This window comes from Limnoglobus roseus (assembly GCF_008254045.1).
GTDB lineage: Bacteria > Planctomycetota > Planctomycetia > Gemmatales > Gemmataceae > Limnoglobus > Limnoglobus roseus.
In genome coordinates, this window is sequence record NZ_CP042425.1 from 4,635,196 (window position 1) to 4,650,446 (window position 15,251).

Annotated in this window: 12 protein-coding genes; 6 read left to right on the forward strand and 6 right to left on the reverse strand. The window is 65.8% G+C overall.

All coding sequences use genetic code 11. The features are described 5' to 3' along the window. Nucleotides 1–14: 14 nt before the first annotated feature. The 6 genes from PX52LOC_RS19350 to PX52LOC_RS19375 form a co-directional block, all read right to left on the reverse strand. The gene (locus PX52LOC_RS19350; protein WP_149111637.1) at nucleotides 15–2,432 is read right to left on the reverse strand and encodes a PQQ-like beta-propeller repeat protein; all 2,418 of its coding nucleotides are present in this window, start codon (nucleotides 2,430–2,432) and stop codon (nucleotides 15–17) included. 43 nt (nucleotides 2,433–2,475) lie between these two features. After that, nucleotides 2,476–3,732, reverse strand: coding sequence for a phenylacetate--CoA ligase family protein (locus PX52LOC_RS19355; protein ID WP_149111638.1), 1,257 nt, complete (start codon nucleotides 3,730–3,732; stop codon nucleotides 2,476–2,478). A 76-nt stretch (nucleotides 3,733–3,808) separates the two neighbouring features. Further along, the gene (locus PX52LOC_RS19360; protein ID WP_149111639.1) at nucleotides 3,809–5,074 is read right to left on the reverse strand and encodes a PQQ-binding-like beta-propeller repeat protein; all 1,266 of its coding nucleotides are present in this window, start codon (nucleotides 5,072–5,074) and stop codon (nucleotides 3,809–3,811) included. Nucleotides 5,075–5,138: 64 nt separating this feature from the next. Beyond that, nucleotides 5,139–5,900, reverse strand: a complete 762-nt coding sequence (locus PX52LOC_RS19365) for a biotin--[acetyl-CoA-carboxylase] ligase (protein ID WP_149111640.1) — start codon at nucleotides 5,898–5,900, stop codon at nucleotides 5,139–5,141. Further along, nucleotides 5,897–6,772 (reverse strand): carboxylating nicotinate-nucleotide diphosphorylase, encoded by an 876-nt coding sequence (nadC, locus tag PX52LOC_RS19370; RefSeq protein ID WP_149111641.1) that lies wholly within the window; start codon nucleotides 6,770–6,772, stop codon nucleotides 5,897–5,899. Before nadC ends, PX52LOC_RS19365 begins: the two co-directional genes overlap by 4 nt. 25 nt (nucleotides 6,773–6,797) lie before the next feature. After that, on the reverse strand, nucleotides 6,798–8,414 hold the full coding sequence (locus PX52LOC_RS19375) for a S41 family peptidase (RefSeq protein ID WP_149111642.1): 1,617 nt from the start codon (nucleotides 8,412–8,414) through the stop codon (nucleotides 6,798–6,800). A gap of 133 nt (nucleotides 8,415–8,547) precedes the next feature. Between PX52LOC_RS19375 and proB the strand changes: the two genes are divergently transcribed. From proB to PX52LOC_RS19405, 6 genes are all read left to right on the forward strand, one after another. Next, nucleotides 8,548–9,687 carry a glutamate 5-kinase gene (gene proB, locus PX52LOC_RS19380; RefSeq protein ID WP_178132559.1) on the forward strand — a complete coding sequence of 380 codons (1,140 nt, stop codon included), beginning with the start codon at nucleotides 8,548–8,550 and terminating at the stop codon, nucleotides 9,685–9,687. Nucleotides 9,688–9,767: 80 nt separating this feature from the next. Further along, nucleotides 9,768–10,325 carry an RNA polymerase sigma factor gene (locus PX52LOC_RS19385; RefSeq protein ID WP_246173768.1) on the forward strand — a complete coding sequence of 186 codons (558 nt, stop codon included), beginning with the start codon at nucleotides 9,768–9,770 and terminating at the stop codon, nucleotides 10,323–10,325. Beyond that, nucleotides 10,322–10,702: a hypothetical protein gene (locus PX52LOC_RS19390; RefSeq protein WP_149111644.1), complete on the forward strand. Its 381-nt coding sequence runs from the start codon at nucleotides 10,322–10,324 to the stop codon at nucleotides 10,700–10,702. Before PX52LOC_RS19385 ends, PX52LOC_RS19390 begins: the two co-directional genes overlap by 4 nt. 140 nt (nucleotides 10,703–10,842) lie before the next feature. Beyond that, nucleotides 10,843–12,246, forward strand: a complete 1,404-nt coding sequence (locus PX52LOC_RS19395; protein WP_149111645.1) for a DEAD/DEAH box helicase — start codon at nucleotides 10,843–10,845, stop codon at nucleotides 12,244–12,246. 172 nt (nucleotides 12,247–12,418) lie between these two features. Next, complete coding sequence (locus tag PX52LOC_RS19400; RefSeq protein ID WP_149111646.1) at nucleotides 12,419–13,570, forward strand: patatin-like phospholipase family protein; 1,152 nt, start codon at nucleotides 12,419–12,421, stop codon at nucleotides 13,568–13,570. A gap of 57 nt (nucleotides 13,571–13,627) precedes the next feature. Beyond that, nucleotides 13,628–15,229, forward strand: coding sequence for a pyridoxal phosphate-dependent decarboxylase family protein (locus tag PX52LOC_RS19405; RefSeq protein ID WP_168219097.1), 1,602 nt, complete (start codon nucleotides 13,628–13,630; stop codon nucleotides 15,227–15,229). Nucleotides 15,230–15,251: the final 22 nt, after the last annotated feature.

Consider the following 15,251-nt stretch of genomic DNA (forward strand, 5'->3'; position numbering starts at 1 on the left):
GCGGGCGGACCGCGTTACTTGTTGGGGGTGACGGCAATGTTGTCGTAGTAAATGTCCGACCCGGCGTCGGGGGCGGCGACGTTGGACACGTACCCGTACACGCCGGCGGCACCTTCCAGGTTCGGGCTGGGGTCGCTGAACGTGACCGTCCACTTCTCCGGTTCGGGTTGGCCCTTCTCCCAGACCTTGCCCTTGATCTCCGCGTTCTTCCCGACCACGGCGACGGTCAGTTTCATGTGGTACCAGGTGTCCTTCTTCCACGGGAAGGCGATCACCTCGCTGATCCGCGGGCGGGCTTCCCAGGTCGTGAGCCGGATGGTGTGCTGGCCGTTGTGGGACGGGTCGTTCTTCCCGTCGAGGATGAGCGTGTACCGGCTGGCGACCAGGCCCATGTCCGGGCACTTGCCGCGGACTTCGGTCCCCATCAGGTCGCCTTCGATCAAGTAGCCGCTGGAGTTTGTCGGCGTGCAGTAGCCGTTGGCCTTTGCCACCGGCGGGGCACCGTTCGTGTTGACCTTCGATAACACCGTCTCGCCGGTCGGCAGCTTTTTGACGAGGAACTTGCCCTGCGTGTTGACCCACCCGCCGGGGACGGCCCCGACCGGCACCTTGTCGAAGTCTTGCTTGTACGGGATCTGCGGCACGACCCGCACGCGGGCGCGGGCCGTCATCGCACCGTCCTTCACCGCGACGTACCCACTTTGGCCGGGCGGCATCGCGTCGATCTTCAACTCGATGTCGTTCCCCTTCGGCGTGATCGTGGCCTTCATCGGCGGCGGTCCGGCGGGGGCCGCGGCCGGCGGCGGTGTTCCCGCCGCGGTTGCGGGCGGCGTCATCGGCATCGGGGCCATCGGCGTGGGAGCCGGAGCGGGCGGAACCGGCGGGGCGGGCAGACTCCACACCGGCATGGCTCCGGCGGGCGGGTCCACTTCACGCCCGTTCGCGTCCAAATAATGCAGCTTCACCGCCACGGTCGCGCCGGGCTTCGTCGTCGTCTCGAACGGGTAAATACGGATCGACGTGGGGGCCGCGTCCTTCTTGAACGGCGTTTCTGGCTGAAGGGAGATCGGCTTCCAGTTGCCCGGCTTGGCGTTCGGGTCGCCGACGCAGTAGGTGTCGAACTGGGTGGAGAAGTACAACCGGCCGTCCACCGCGATCGGCGTCCCGTGCGTTTCGCAGAAGCCCGGCTGACCCGTCGGCACGCGGAACGTGAATTCCTGCGTGTCCGCCTCGTCCGGTTGCTTGTTGCCGTTCAACTTGATGACTGCCAGCTTCGCGGTCACGTCGAAGATGTACACCTTGTTGTCCGCGATCAGCGGCGCGCCGCGGGCGACGGTGCCGTACTTGTACGTCCACAACTTCTTGCCGGTCTTGCCGTCGAAGCAGAACAACTCCGCCCCGTCGTCCGGAATGTACAGTTTGCCGTCGGCGAACGCGGGCGAGGACAGGCCGAAGCGGTTCGACCGGCGGTACTCCCACACGAGCTTCGGCTTCAGCGTCTTCGGGTCGATCTGCGAACCGTCCACGCAGACGACGCGGCCGATCGGGCCGCCTTCGGGGTTTTCTTCGCCGTGGGCACAATAGACGAGGTTGCCGTCGACCACCGGGGACGGGTTAATCGCCCCGGACCCGAAGTGATACGTCCACACGCGCTCGCCGGTGCGAACCTTCAAGGCGTGCATCGCGCCGTCCGCCCCGCCCTGGATGAACAACCGCTGGCCGCCGATGACGGCGATGACCGGGTTCGATTGGTAGGTGCTGAGAACCCGCAGCTTCGGTTCGGGTTCCGTAATCCACACCACCTCGCCGGTCGCGCCGTCGAACGCGAGGTACCGGCCGGCCCCCTTCGCCAAGTCGCCCCAGCTGGAGACGACGCACCCGACGATGACGAGGCCACTGTCGAAGATCGGCGACGAGATGCGGCCGCCGTAGCCGGTGAACCGGCCGAACTCTTCGCTGAGTTGCCGCCGCCAGACCACCTTGCCGTCGGTGTCGAGGCAGAGCACCTCGCCGGACGTGGTGTGGGCGTAGACCCGCTTGTTCTCGGGGTCCGCAGTCATCGTCGTCCAGCCGAGGCGGCCCGTGACCACGTCGGCGTGGTAGACGTTCATGTTGTGGTGCCAGACCGCCTCGCCGGTGGTCGCGTCGAGGCAACTGACCCGCTCGCCTTCCGTGAGCAGGCCGATGTCGAAGGCGTTCAGGAAGAACAGCCGATTGCCGACCTTGATCGGGGCGGACCGGCCGCCGACGGGCTTCTTCCAAATGAGGCCGTTCTTGCCGACGGCGTCGAGCGAGAACGAGTCCGGCAGGTTCACACCGTTCACGTGGCCGTCCTGTTCGGGACCACGCCAGTGAACCCAGTCGGTCGCGGGGGCGCTCGTCGCCACGAGCAGCAGCGCGAGGAAGGGGAGGGGGAAGCGTCCGGCCGACATTCGTGAGTCTCCTCGGGACGGGTGATCGGGCAGGGTGGGGCGGTTAGCGTTTAACCACGAGCCGCTTGGCTTTCATCTCGAACCGGGGCAGGCTCCCCGCCGGGGCGAGGACCACGTCGGCCCGGAACAGCAGTTCGTCCTGAATCGCCCGGCGAATTCGCGTGACGGCTTGTTGCACGTCGGCGTCCGGCAGGGGTTCGACTTCCAGGCACAGGTCGGCGAGCGGGCCGGTCTGATCGACGGTGATGCGGTACTCGGCGACTTCGGGGAACCGCCGCACGACCGCTTCGATCGCCCCGGGGTAGACGTTGTTCCCGCGGACGTGGAACATCTCGTCCGCCCGCCCGAGGATGCCACCGTCCAGTCGCGTTATTGTACGAACCACGGCCGACTGTCGCACCAAGTCGCCGGTCCGGTAGCGGATCAGCGGGCACGCCGTCCGTCGGAGGGTGGTTAACACGAGTTCCCCAACGTCGCCCGGTGGCGTCGGCAACAGCGTGACCGGGTCGATCACTTCGGCGAAGCAATGTTCGTCGAGGATCTCCAACCCGCCGGGGTTCGAAGGTGGTTCGAGCGCGACCGGGCCGACTTCCGTGAGGCCGTAGTGGTCGACGACTTTCGCCCCCCACCCGGTTTCGATGCGGGCCCGCGTGGCGGCGATGTTCCCGCCCGGTTCGCCCGCGACCACGATGAGCCGCACCGCGGACTCGGCGAGCGCGATGCCCTCCTTCGCCGCCACTTCCGTCAGGTGGTAGGCGTAGGTCGGGGTCGCGAAAATGACCGTCGCACGGTGTTCTTGGAGGAACCGCAGCCGTCCGGTGCTCGACATCCCGCCGCCGGACAGAACGCGGAACCCCGCCCGCACGGCCCCTTCGAAGCCGCTCCAGAAGCCGAGGAACGGGCCGAACGAGAAGGGGAAGAACAGCGCGTCCCGCTTCGTCAGGCCGAGGGTTTGAAAGATCTCGTGCCAGCAATCGAGGATCGCCGCCCAACTGCCCGGCGTGTCGAGCCAACACAGCGGCTTGCCCGTCGTGGTACCGGAGGTCTGGTGCAGGCGGGTGTACGATTCGAGCGGGGCGGTGTGGTTGGTGCCGTAGGGCGGGTGGCTTCGTTGGTCGGCGACCAACTCCGCTTTCGTGGTGAACGGCAACCGGCGGAAGGCGGCGAGTGTCGTGATGTCAGCGGGGCAGATGTCTTGATATTTCTTGGCGTAGAAGCAATTCGCGGGGAGAACCTCCCGGATGAGGTGTTGCAACCGAGCCGAGTGTGCCGGTTCGGGGCCTGTCGAGGCGTCGTTCACGCGAAGCCGTCCTCCGGGCGGAAGCGGTCCAGGTCATACCGGGCGGGGCGTCCCGCCCTTACAGCATTTCTACCGACTACTTCTTGAGGTCGAAGCAGAAGAGGTAGTCGAAGTCGCGGAGGAAGAGTTTACCGTGCGCGACGACCGGGTGCGCCCAAATGGCCCCTTGACCCTTCGGCGTCTTGCTCCGCTTCGGCAGCGTGAGCTGGCCGTCCTCCTTCCAGCCCTCGTCCGTCGCCTTGATGACCGCGAGGTTACCGCTCTTTTCCTCGTAGCAAAGGAAATGGCCGTCGGCGTAAGTGATCGCGCCTTTGCCGAACTTGCTGTTCTGCCAGATCGCGTTGTCGTCGTCCTTCTTGAACGCCAAGCAGGTCCACCCGCCCCGGTCGCTGTGACCGTAGACGTAGTCGCCAACTTGGATCACGCCGCCGTGGTGGTTTTGGAGGGTCTTGTACGTGGCAACCTTCTCGGCCGTCACCTTGTCTCCCTCGGCCTTCATCTTAAAGCTCTCGGCTCCGGCACCGTAGCCGGCCGTGAAGAAAACGTAGTCGTCGGCCACCACGGGTGTCGGGATCACGGCGATCTTCCGGCCGATGGTGCCAACCTTGAACATAAGTTTACCGTCCTTCGCCCGCACGCCGATGCCGTTCTCCATCGTTTGCTGAACGTAGACCCGCACGCCGCCGACGTCGGTCGGGATAATCGACGAGTACCCGGCCCCGTCCTTGAACTCCGTGCACTTCCACTTGACGGCCCCGGTCTTGGCGTTCATCGCGACCATGCCCGTGCCCTTGCCGGGGGTGCAAACGAGGGTGTCGCCGTCGATCAGCACCGACTCCGAGTACCCCCACTGCGGGATTGCGCCGCCGAAGTCCTTCACCAGATTCTTCCGCCACACTTCCTTGCCGTCGGCCGCCTTGAGAGCGACGAGGTCGCCGGTCGCACCGAGAACGTAAATCGTGCCGTCCGCGTAGGTCGGGGTGGACCGCCCGCCGCCGCCCCAGCCGTCGAGGAACTTGCCGGCGCTGGTCTTCAGCGGCGACCGCCACACCTCTTTACCGTCGCTCAAGTTCAGGCAGAGGGCGTGTTCCGGCGAACCAGCCGCGTTGGCCTCGCCGCCGAGGAGGTAAATCTTGTTCCCCACGACGGCCGGCGAGCCGTAGCCGATGCCGACTTTGAGATTCTCCCACGTCATCTTCGGCCCACCGGAGGGCCAGTTCGCAAATAGGCCGGTCTCGGGAGACTTGCCGTCGCGGTTCGGGCCGCGCCACTGCGGCCAGTCGCCTTCGGCAACCGCGGGGGCACTGAGGAACAAGGCTGCGATCAGCAAGGATGACGACATGAAAGCCTCGGCGGGAGGTGATCAGGTGGGATAGTGGATGATATAGGCGAAGGGGCTGATCGGTCTAGACGGCCGCAAGGTGCCGAACGAATTCCGGCGTCAGAACCCGAACCGCGCCGTCGCCGAGGTCGAGTTCGATGCCGTCGAAACCCATCTCGATCAGTCGGCCGGCCACTGCCTCGCCGTCGGCCAGGTCCGCGACGACGTGCTGGCCGAGCAAGCCGATCCGCCACTTCCAGTCGGCCTCCAGCGGCACCCGCTCGCCGGCGAGCAAGCGGGTGTACTCGGCGTCTAACTTCCCGACCACGACTTCGCACGCGCGGCGCAGGTCAAAGTCCGAATCGCCCACGATGCCGAGCGACGTGGCGTCGGGCAAGTTGGCGGCCGCGAATTCTTCGGCCGTCTGGTTGAGGTTTAACCCGATGCCGACGATGGTGGCCGTCTTCTGCTCGATCAGGATGCCACAGATTTTCTTCCCGCGGATCAGCAGGTCGTTCGGCCACTTGATCTTGGCCTGCCGCCCGGTGAGTTCGCGGGTCGCCTCGCCGACGGCCACGGCTGCCCAGGCGGTGAGCGTGACGGGGCGGTTGAGCTCCGGCGGTGGTAAGAGTCGGATCGAAGCAAGGAGTGAGACGCCGGTGCGGCTCTGCCAGACGCGGTTGTACTGCCCGCGGCCGCGCGTCTGGTGGCGGGCGACGACGACCGTTCCGACCGGCAGATCGGCGTCGGCAGCCCGGTCGTTCGTGCTGGGCAACTCGTCGTAGACGAACACCTCGCGGCCGATGATCCGGGTGTCGAAGTGCCAGTGTTCGGGGGAATCGCTCACGCGAGGAAGTCGAGGGCGATGTCGAGGGCGACCGCCGAGTGGGTCAGCGCGCCAACGCTGACGCGGTCCACGCCGGTCTCGGCGATGCCGCGGATGGTCGTGAGGTTCACGCCGCCGGACGCTTCCAGTCGCGTCGCTGGCGAGACGGCGTTCCGCCGGGCGACGGCCGTGCGCATCTGGTCGAGCGTCATGTTGTCGAGCAGCACGATTTCCGGCTTCACGATCAGGACATGGTCGAGTTGTTCGAGGGAATCGACTTCGACTTCCACCGCCAATCCGGCGTTACCGGGGAACGCACGGGCAAGTTCGACGGCCTTCGCCACGTCGCCGCCGACGCCGGCCACGTGGTTGTCTTTGATGAGAATGGCGTCGTACAAGCCGATGCGGTGGTTCGTGCCCCCACCCATCCGCACGGCGTACTTCTCCAACAGCCGCCAGCCCGGTGTCGTCTTCCGCGTGTCGAGAACTTGCGTCGGCAACCCGCCGACGGCGTCGGCGAACTTCCGCGTCTGTGTGGCCACGCCGCTGAGTCGTTGGAGGAAGTTGAGGGCCGTGCGTTCGGCAACGAGGATGGCCTGCAACGGGCCGGACACCTTCGCGATGGTCGTGCGGGGTTCGACCCGTGTGCCGTCGGGGATGAGCGTTTCGAATCGCAAGTCGCGATCCACTTCGGCCATCACCATCACGGCGGCGGGAAGGCCGGCGATGACGCCGCCGGAACGGGCGACGAACGCTGCCACGGCAGTCTGAGTCGGCGGGATGAGCGCGAGCGTGGTGCGGTCGCCGGTGGTGCCGCGATCTTCGGCGAGAGCGAGATCGACGAGCCGCCGACAGGCGAGACGATCCGCGGCGGAGAAACTTTCAGGAGTCATGGAGGTGTTCTATCGAGCCGAACCGTTACCGCATCCCGGCCGCGAACGCAGCGCGTTCGAGGGCAAGGGCCAGTTGTCGGCCGGCGTCGGCTTCTACAAGGTCGGGAAGAACGCCCTGCCTGTGGAGCGGGGTGCCGCTGGCGGTGAGAACTTTCGCGATGGTGATGACGAGTGTGCCAGACCGGGTGCGAATCGTGCCGGGAACATCCGGCCCGTCGGCCCCGGCGAGTTTGAACGGGAACTGCACCACGCCCTTGCCGAAGCTCGGCATCCCGACGATGGTCGCCCGGCTGTGGTCCTTGAACGCCATCGCCACCACTTCGGCGGCTGACATCGTCTTTGTGTCGATGAGCAGTACGACGGGCAGGTCGTGGGCCATCATGCCGCTGTCCGAGGAGAAGACGCGGTTGGCGAATTCGGGAATCTGCGACTCCGTCGTTGCGATGATGCCCGACGGCAGGAATCGCTCGACCACCCGCACGCCGGTCAGGAAATGGCCGCCGGTGTTGCCGCGGAGGTCGAGGACGAGCGACCGCATTCCCTGATCCTTCAGCCGGGCCATCGCGGCGTCGAGTTCGAGCAGAGTGCTTTCGCCGAAGGAGGCGAGCTTGATGTAGCCGACGCCGTCCTTCATGCTGAGAATCGAAGCCTGCTGCACGCTCGGCAGCGGTGTGGGCAACCGCGTAGGGGCCGTCACGGTCGTGTCGAGGGTTGCAACTTCGAGTTCGTGCGCGCCGTCGGTCGGCAGGCGGAGTGCGTCCGTGAGGCCGGCCGTCGTAGCGGACTGCATCGAGCGGCCGTTCACCCGGCCGATGCGGTCGCCGGCTTGGAGGGCAGTATTCTGGGCCGCCCAAGATTCCGGCACGACGCGGTCCACGATCAGTTGGCCGTTCCGGACCGCGGCGATCACGCCGTAGGTCGCCAGTTCCGCGATCCCGGCGGCGTCGGAACCGGTTGGCGTCGGGCTGAGGTAGACCGTGTACTCGTCCAGACTGTTGCACGCCCCGCAGAGCAGTTCCAACACTACGGCGGAACTCACCTTCAGACCGAGTTCTGCCTGGGCGGCGCGAATCAGTTCGACGGCCGCGGACCGAGCCTTGAGCACCGTCGTCGGCGGTTGTGGCTTCCAGAACTCTTGCAATGTGCGGCGGAACTTCGCGACCGTCGCCTCGCCCGCATCGGGCAGGTACTCGCGGCGGAAGGTGCGGCTCGTCAGTGCCCGGTCGAACTCGTCGACGCCGGCCAAGAACAACTTCCCCGGCGTGGCCCGCTCGCGGTCAACGTGAGCATTCGCGAGTTTCTCCAACACTTTGGCGTACAAGTCCAACGCTTCGGCCGTCGGCAGTGCGAGGGCTTGCTGTTGAAAGGCCGGGTCACGGTGCCGGCGCGTCTGGGCCGCGTAGCGGTGAGCCGTCGCGATGCGATCGCGAACTTCCGGCGTTTGTCGGCCCGAGAGGTAGGCTTGAAGGTACAACTCCAGGGCCTTCTCCCAGTCGTTCGTCTTCTCGGCGTCGGCCGCGCGGGTCAGCAAGGCTTCGGGCGATTGCGGCTTGGGCGTAGCGTTGGGGGCGGCGGTTGCCGCGAGAGCGAAGAGGAGAGTTGTGAGAAGGGAGAGGATTCGAAGCGGTCGCCGAGTCGGCATTACGAACCCTCGTGAGGGCGGAACCGTCGAAAATCGATCTGCTGATAATAAACCAGAAGCCTGTCGTTCGTCAAACACTCTGTTACCGATCCGTGACGAACGTGTGAAGGCCCGGTGAACGCGAGGGGTGAGAATGGCGGCGGATACGCTCCGGCAGTCGCTGGTCGGGTCCAAGACGACGGTGGTCGTCAAGGTGGGGACGAACGTCCTCACGAACGCGACGGGGGAACTCGACCGCCGGCGGATCGAGTCGCTGGCCGAGCAAATCTCGCGCATCCGGGCGGCGGGCCACCGCATCGCGCTCGTCAGTTCGGGCGCGATCGGGGCGGGCGTCGGCAAACTCGGCCTCGGCAAGCGGCCGACCGACCTGCCGCACCTGCAAGCCTGCGCCGCCGTCGGGCAGTCGGCCTTGATGCAGCTTTACCAGGAAGCCCTGAACCCGTACCGGATTCACGCCGCTCAGATTCTGCTGACCGCCAGCGACTTCGATTCCCGCGTGCGCTATCTCAACATGCGGAACACGATCTCGACGCTGTTCGAGTTCAACGCGCTGCCGATCATCAACGAGAACGACACGGTCAGCATCGCCGAGATCAAATTCGGCGACAACGACCAACTCGCGGCCATGGTGGCGAACCTCCTCCACGCCCCCCTGTTAGTCCTGCTGACGAACGTCGACGGACTTTATTCGGGCGACCCCCGTAGCGACGCCAACGCCCGACTACAAGCAACCGTTCCGCACATCGACGCCGCCGTTACGGGCATGGCCGGCACGAGTAAGAGCAGCCTCGGCACCGGCGGCATGAAGAGCAAGCTCAAGGCCGCCCGCCTCGCCACGGCCGCCGGTGGGGCGGTTATCATGGCGAACGGTTCGATCGACGGCATTCTGGACCAGATTTTTCGGGCCGAGGCGGTCGGCACGTTATTCCTTCCGCACGGCGAGTCGATCCCCGCCTGGAAGCGCTGGCTCGGCTTCACGGCTCAATCGAAGGGGCAACTTGTCGTCGATGCGGGGGCGGCCGGCGCGATCTGTCAGCGGGGCACGAGTTTGCTGCCCGTGGGGGTCCGGGATGTTCAGGGTGACTACGGCAAAGGCGACGTTGTGACGATTTGTGACAGTGGCGGGAAAGAGATCGCCCGCGGCCTTACGAATTACACCGCAGCCGACACCCGGCGGATCATGGGAAGGGCCACCGACCAGATTATTCAGCAGATCGGGAACATTCCCTACGTCGAGTTGGTTCACCGCGACAACTTGGTCGTGACGGGGTGAAAATCCCCGGTTAGATTCCGCGGCCCCGTTCGTTTCAACTCTGACGCGACGCGGGACGAAAAACTCGGTACTTCCGCACCGTGAATCCACCAACACCCCCTGGCCCCCTGGGCGGGGGCGGCAATCGCGGCGAGTTCGACGCCCTGTACCAGCGGCACAGCCGGGCGGTGTGGGCGATCGCCTTCGCCCGTTGGCTGGACGCCGATTCCGCCATGGACATCGCTCAAGAGGCGTTCCTACGGCTCTGGCGGGAGTGGGAAGCGGGGCAGGAGATTCAGAACCCGCGGGCGTGGCTTCTGCGCGTGGCTCGCAACCTCGCAGAAGACTACGCCAAGAGCGCGTTCCGCCGCAACGGGACGAGTCCGCCGGAACAGTTCCAGGGCGTGCGGTCACTGGAAATTTCGCCGAGCGAAAAACTGGAACTCGTCGAGCGGAACGCAAAAGTGCGGGCCATACTCGAAGGCCTCCCGACCGCCGACCGCGACATCCTGACGTTGAAGTACGCCCTGGACTACGAGACGCACGAGATCGCCGACATTCTGGGAATTCAGGCGACCGCGGTTCACATGCGACTCAGTCGCGCCCGGCAGAGAATGGCCGAGCGATTCACCGAAAATGGAGACGAATCGAAACCATGATTCAACCGCCGACCTCTCCCACCGTGCCGGACGACCTCGACCGCACGCTGTCTGATTTCTTCAAGGGCCAACTGCCCTCTACCTGGCCCGCTTGCCGCGCGACGGCTCCGGTCGAAGCGGCCGCCAACGTGCCGGCAAAGTCCGCGGGCGATGTTCCCTGGACGAGCCGCACCGCCCTCGCGGCGTCCGTGGCCCTGGTCCTGGGACTGGGGTTCTTCGTCTCCAGCGGGGCCACGAATTCCGGCCGGCCCACGGGGGCAAACGGCTCGCTCCTGTCCGGGGCGACCGCGAACGGGGCGGGTTTGCTCAAGGCGGCCGGCCCTGCCGAGAAGGCGGATGACCCGATGAAAAACATCCCCACCATGCCGATACCGTAATTCCAACGTGCGTTCGGGGACGCCAATCGCCTCCGAACGCTTTTCAAGTTTCTCCCCACTTCGCCTAGACAACCACGGCACGCACGCCTTATTCTAAAGGGAGTATTACCAACTTACCTGTCACCCGAGTTCAAGGACCGATGGAGTCTGACGCTATCACCCCCGAGACGGACCTACCCACCTCCTTCCCGACGACTGACGAAGCCACGCCCACGGCCGAAACCATTCCCGACCTGCCGCCCGAGATCATTACGCCCGCCGAATCGGCCCCCAAGGTCGCCTTCGCCGACTTGAAGCTCATTCGGCCGTTGTTCGACGCCATCGAGCACGCCGGGTACAAGTTCGCCACGCCCGTACAAGGGGCGGTCATCCCGCACGCGATGGGCGGCCGTGACGTGATCGGCCAGGCGCAAACGGGCACCGGCAAGACGGCCGCGTTCCTGATCCCGTTCCTGAACCGCTGGCGGCCGCACACCATGAAGGGGCCGATCGGCCTCATCATGTGCCCGACCCGCGAACTGGCCGTGCAGGTCGCGAACGAGGCCGTGAAGTTGGCCCCGAGTAGTCGCTTCCGCACCGTGCCGGTGTACGGCGGTGCCCGCATGGGCCGGCAACTCGAACTGCTGGCGAAGGGCTGCGACCTCGTCGTCGGCACGCCCGGCCGCATCATCGACCACCTCCGCCGCGGGTCGCTGTCGCTAGAGAACGTCCGGTACGCCGTCCTCGACGAGGCCGACCGGATGCTCGACATCGGCTTCCGGCCGGACATCGAGCGCATCCTCCGCCGCTGCCCGGAGCAACGCCAAACGCTTCTCATGTCGGCCACCGTGCCGGACACGATCAAGCGGCTCGTCCACCGCTACATGAAGAACCCGATCCACCTGAACATGTCGCCGAGCGTCTTGACGGTGGACAAGATTCAGCAGACGTACTTCACCGTGGACGAGGACAAGAAGTTCGACCTGCTGCAGAAGGTTGTTGCCCGCGAACAGCCGCGGCAGTGCCTGATCTTCGTCGAGCGGAAGCGGTGGGCCGACCGGCTGTACCGCAACCTCAAACACGTCGTCCCCGGCGTCGCGGTCATCCACGGCGATCTGCCGCAGTCGCAGCGCGAAAAGATCACGGCCGCCTTCCGGGCCAACAAGGTGAAGTACCTGATCGCCACCGACGTGATGAGCCGCGGCATCGACGTGGAGGGCATCTCGCACGTCATCAACTACGACCTGCCGAACGACATCGAGAACTACGTCCACCGCATCGGCCGCACTGGCCGCATCGGCCGCGACGGCGTGGCGATTTCGTTCGTCACACCGGAGCAGGGCGGGCAGTTGACCGACATCGAAATGACGATCAACAAGCTCATCGACCGGGCGACCATCGAAGGGTTCGAGTCGCACACCCGCCGCGAACGGCCGGACGACCGCGTCCGGGTGCTGTCGGTGGACGGCAACGCCACGGAAGAGAACGCGAGCGAAGCACCGCCCGCCCCGGAGAAGAAGGCCGTCTACGGTAAGGGCGGCCGCCGGTACAGTTCCCGACTCTAAGAGACAAACATCGGCCGCGGATTTCCCGGAAAGAACAGATCAGAGAAAACCGACCGAGAATGGTTTTGCTGCTGATCTGTTTTTCGGTGCCGATCTGTGGCCACCTCGTCTTGTTTCTTTTCGCCACCAGCATTGACAGCCCGTCCCCCTTTCGGCTACACCCGACGGTGCGATGATGCACCGCTCCGCCACCCGTCGACGCCTTGCGCTCCCTCCGGTCATCGGCCTCGTGCTGTTGTTCGGCTGTTCGTCGCGTCAGACGTGCGCCCCGTCGAACACGACCCGGGTGCGAGAAACCGTCCGCAAGGCTACAGAAATTCCGCCCGAGATAGTCCCCGAACCGATCGACCCGCCTAAGACGCCAAAGTCGGTACTCGCCCTGTCGGGCGGTGGCATGTACGGGGCGTACACGGCCGGCTTCCTCGCGGGGTGGACGAAGACCGGCACGCGGCCGCAGTTCGACGTCGTGACCGGGGTTAGCACCGGCTCGCTGATCGCTACCGTCGCCTTCCTCGGTCCCGAGTACGACGACGCGGCCCGCGAGTTCTACACCGCCATCCGTTCGGCCGACATCTACACGAACCGCCTCTGGGTGCTGATTCCCGGCGCGGGGTCGGTGGCGTCGAGTGAGCCGTTGCGGAAACTCATCGGCGCAGTCGTGGATGACAAGCTCATTGCCCACGTCGCGGCCCAACATCGTCGCGGTCGGCGGTTGTACGTCGGCACGACCAGCCTCGAAACCCGCAAACTCATCGTCTGGGACATGGGGGCCATCGCGACGCGCGGCGGGGCGGAATCGGTGGAACACTTCCGGCAGGTTCTCCTGGCGTCCTGTTCCGTGCCGGGGATGCTGCCGGCCGTGCCGCTGAAGTTCGTCCGCAACGGGAAGGAAATCGAGGAACTGCACATCGACGGCGGGGCCGCGGCGCAACTGTTCCTGCCGCCGGGTACCCTCGCGAACAAACCGGACGGCTCACCGTCCGAGACGGATCTGTACATCATCGTCGCGGGCAAACTGTTCGCCGATCAAGGTCCCGTGCGGCCGCGAATTCTGCCCGTGGTCGGGGCCGCTGCGGCGAGCATTCTGTACTCGCACTGCCGGGCCGAAATCTCGACGCTCTACTACCAGGCGCGGCTGACGGGCGGCAACTTCAACCTGACCGCGCTGCCGGACAGCGACAACGGCCAACCGCTCGGCCTGAGCTTCGACCCGAAGGAGATGGCCCGCCTGTACGAAGTCGGCTACTGCCACGGCATCGGCGGCCCCGCGTGGATCACCGCCCCGCCGTTCGAGCACGCCGCCACCGACCCGCCGCGACAGTGAGAGGCGTCGAAGGCTCGTATGATGGAAGAGGTTCCTCTTCCCTCCGGTGAGCCTTCCGTGGACCGCACCCGCTACGACGCCTTCGTCCGCACGTTCTTTGACTGCGACCCGCGGGAAATCACGCAGATTTTCGAGGAACTGCTCGCCGCGATGCAGGCGGAAGAGTCGCTGCCGCCGGGCCACTACCTGTCGCAGAACTACGAAACGGCCCAAGCCAACCCCGAAATCCACGTCCTCCCCGGCAACCTGAAAGACGCCCGCGACGCCGTGTTCCCGTACTTCTGGGGCACCGACGGCTGGTCGTCGCCGTTGCACTTAGAGAACGTCCGCGGGCCGGCCAACTACGCTTCCCTCATCGGCGCGATCGCTTGCCTGTTGAAGAACCCGAACCTCTGCACCGACAGTTACAGTCAGCGGTCGAACGAGCTCGAAGTGAAGGCAATCACGGCCCTCGCCAACCTCGTCTTCTACCACACCGACGACCCGTGGGGCGTGTTCACCATCGGCGGCACGATCTCGAACATGTACGCCGCGAAGATCGGCGTCGAGAAGGTGCTGCCCGGTGCGATGCGGAAGGGGCTGCGCGGCGAGACGGTGGCCGGCATCGTTTCCGGGGCGGCTCACTACTGCGGGGCGACCATTGCCGGCTGGCTCGGCCTCGGCACCGAGAACCTGCACGAAATCCCCGTGGACCGTTCGCTGTCGATGCGGCTGGACCTGCTGGCCGCGAAGCTCGACGAACTTTACCAGAAGGGCGTAAAGGTGGCGTTCGTCATCGGCACGTTCGGCACCACGGACGCCTTCGGCGTGGACGACCTCGTCGGCATTCACGCGATCATCCACGAGAAGGCCGCGAAGTACGGCGTGACCGTGCCGCAACTGCACGCCGACGCGGCCGTGGGCTGGGGCATCTGCTTCCTGAACGAGTACGACCGCGAGAAGAACGTCCTCAAACTGACGCCGGAGATGACGCCGATCGTGGCGAAGGTGCAGGAGATGTGCAAGGGCCTGCGGGTGGCCGACAGCGTGACCATCGACTTCCACAAGACCGGCCGCGGGCACTACCCGTCGAGCGCGTTCATCGTGAACCGGCGGGCCGACCTACGGTTCCTCGCCCGCAGCAAGGACGACACGCCGTACTTCCCGGAGGCCGACAGCCGCCGCGACCCGGCTCTCTTCACGCTGGAAACCTCGCGGCCGGGGTTGGGGCCGTACACCGTGATGGCCTCCCTCGACGGCATCGGCCTCCTCGGCTGGCAGATGCTCATGGCCCGCTCGCTGGAACTGGCGGACATCCTGAAGCATAAGCTCGAAAAGCTGGACTACTGTAAGGTGCTGAACCCCGACACCTGCGGCGCGAGCGTGGTCTGGTGGGTGCTGCCGAAGGGCCGTGACGCGCGGGCGATCTTCGAGAAGTTCGAAGCCGGGGCGCTGTCGCCGGAGGAGTCGCAACGCTACCTCGGCGAAGTTCGGCGGCTGTTCACGAAGCGAGAGCGAACGCTCGACCCGGCCCGCGACGCCCGCCTGAGCTTCACGACCGCCATCGGCTACCGCCCGCACGGCGTCGATGTCCCGGCGTGGAAGGCGGTGTTCTTCAACCCGAAGACCGACGAGGCGATCATCGACCGGCTGATTGAGAGCATTGAGGAAGTGGCGTAGCAATCCGTGGTCTTGAGCCGCG

Coding starts and splice junctions, on each gene's coding strand:
- PX52LOC_RS19360 (WP_149111639.1), bottom strand. CDS start 5,074: ATGTCGTCATCCTTGCTGATCGCAGCCTTGTTCCTCAGTGCCCCCGCG.
- PX52LOC_RS19400 (WP_149111646.1), top strand. CDS start 12,419: ATGATGCACCGCTCCGCCACCCGTCGACGCCTTGCGCTCCCTCCGGTC.
- nadC (WP_149111641.1), bottom strand. CDS start 6,772: ATGACTCCTGAAAGTTTCTCCGCCGCGGATCGTCTCGCCTGTCGGCGG.
- PX52LOC_RS19350 (WP_149111637.1), bottom strand. CDS start 2,432: ATGTCGGCCGGACGCTTCCCCCTCCCCTTCCTCGCGCTGCTGCTCGTG.
- proB (WP_178132559.1), top strand. CDS start 8,548: ATGGCGGCGGATACGCTCCGGCAGTCGCTGGTCGGGTCCAAGACGACG.
- PX52LOC_RS19375 (WP_149111642.1), bottom strand. CDS start 8,414: ATGCCGACTCGGCGACCGCTTCGAATCCTCTCCCTTCTCACAACTCTC.
- PX52LOC_RS19390 (WP_149111644.1), top strand. CDS start 10,322: ATGATTCAACCGCCGACCTCTCCCACCGTGCCGGACGACCTCGACCGC.
- PX52LOC_RS19395 (WP_149111645.1), top strand. CDS start 10,843: ATGGAGTCTGACGCTATCACCCCCGAGACGGACCTACCCACCTCCTTC.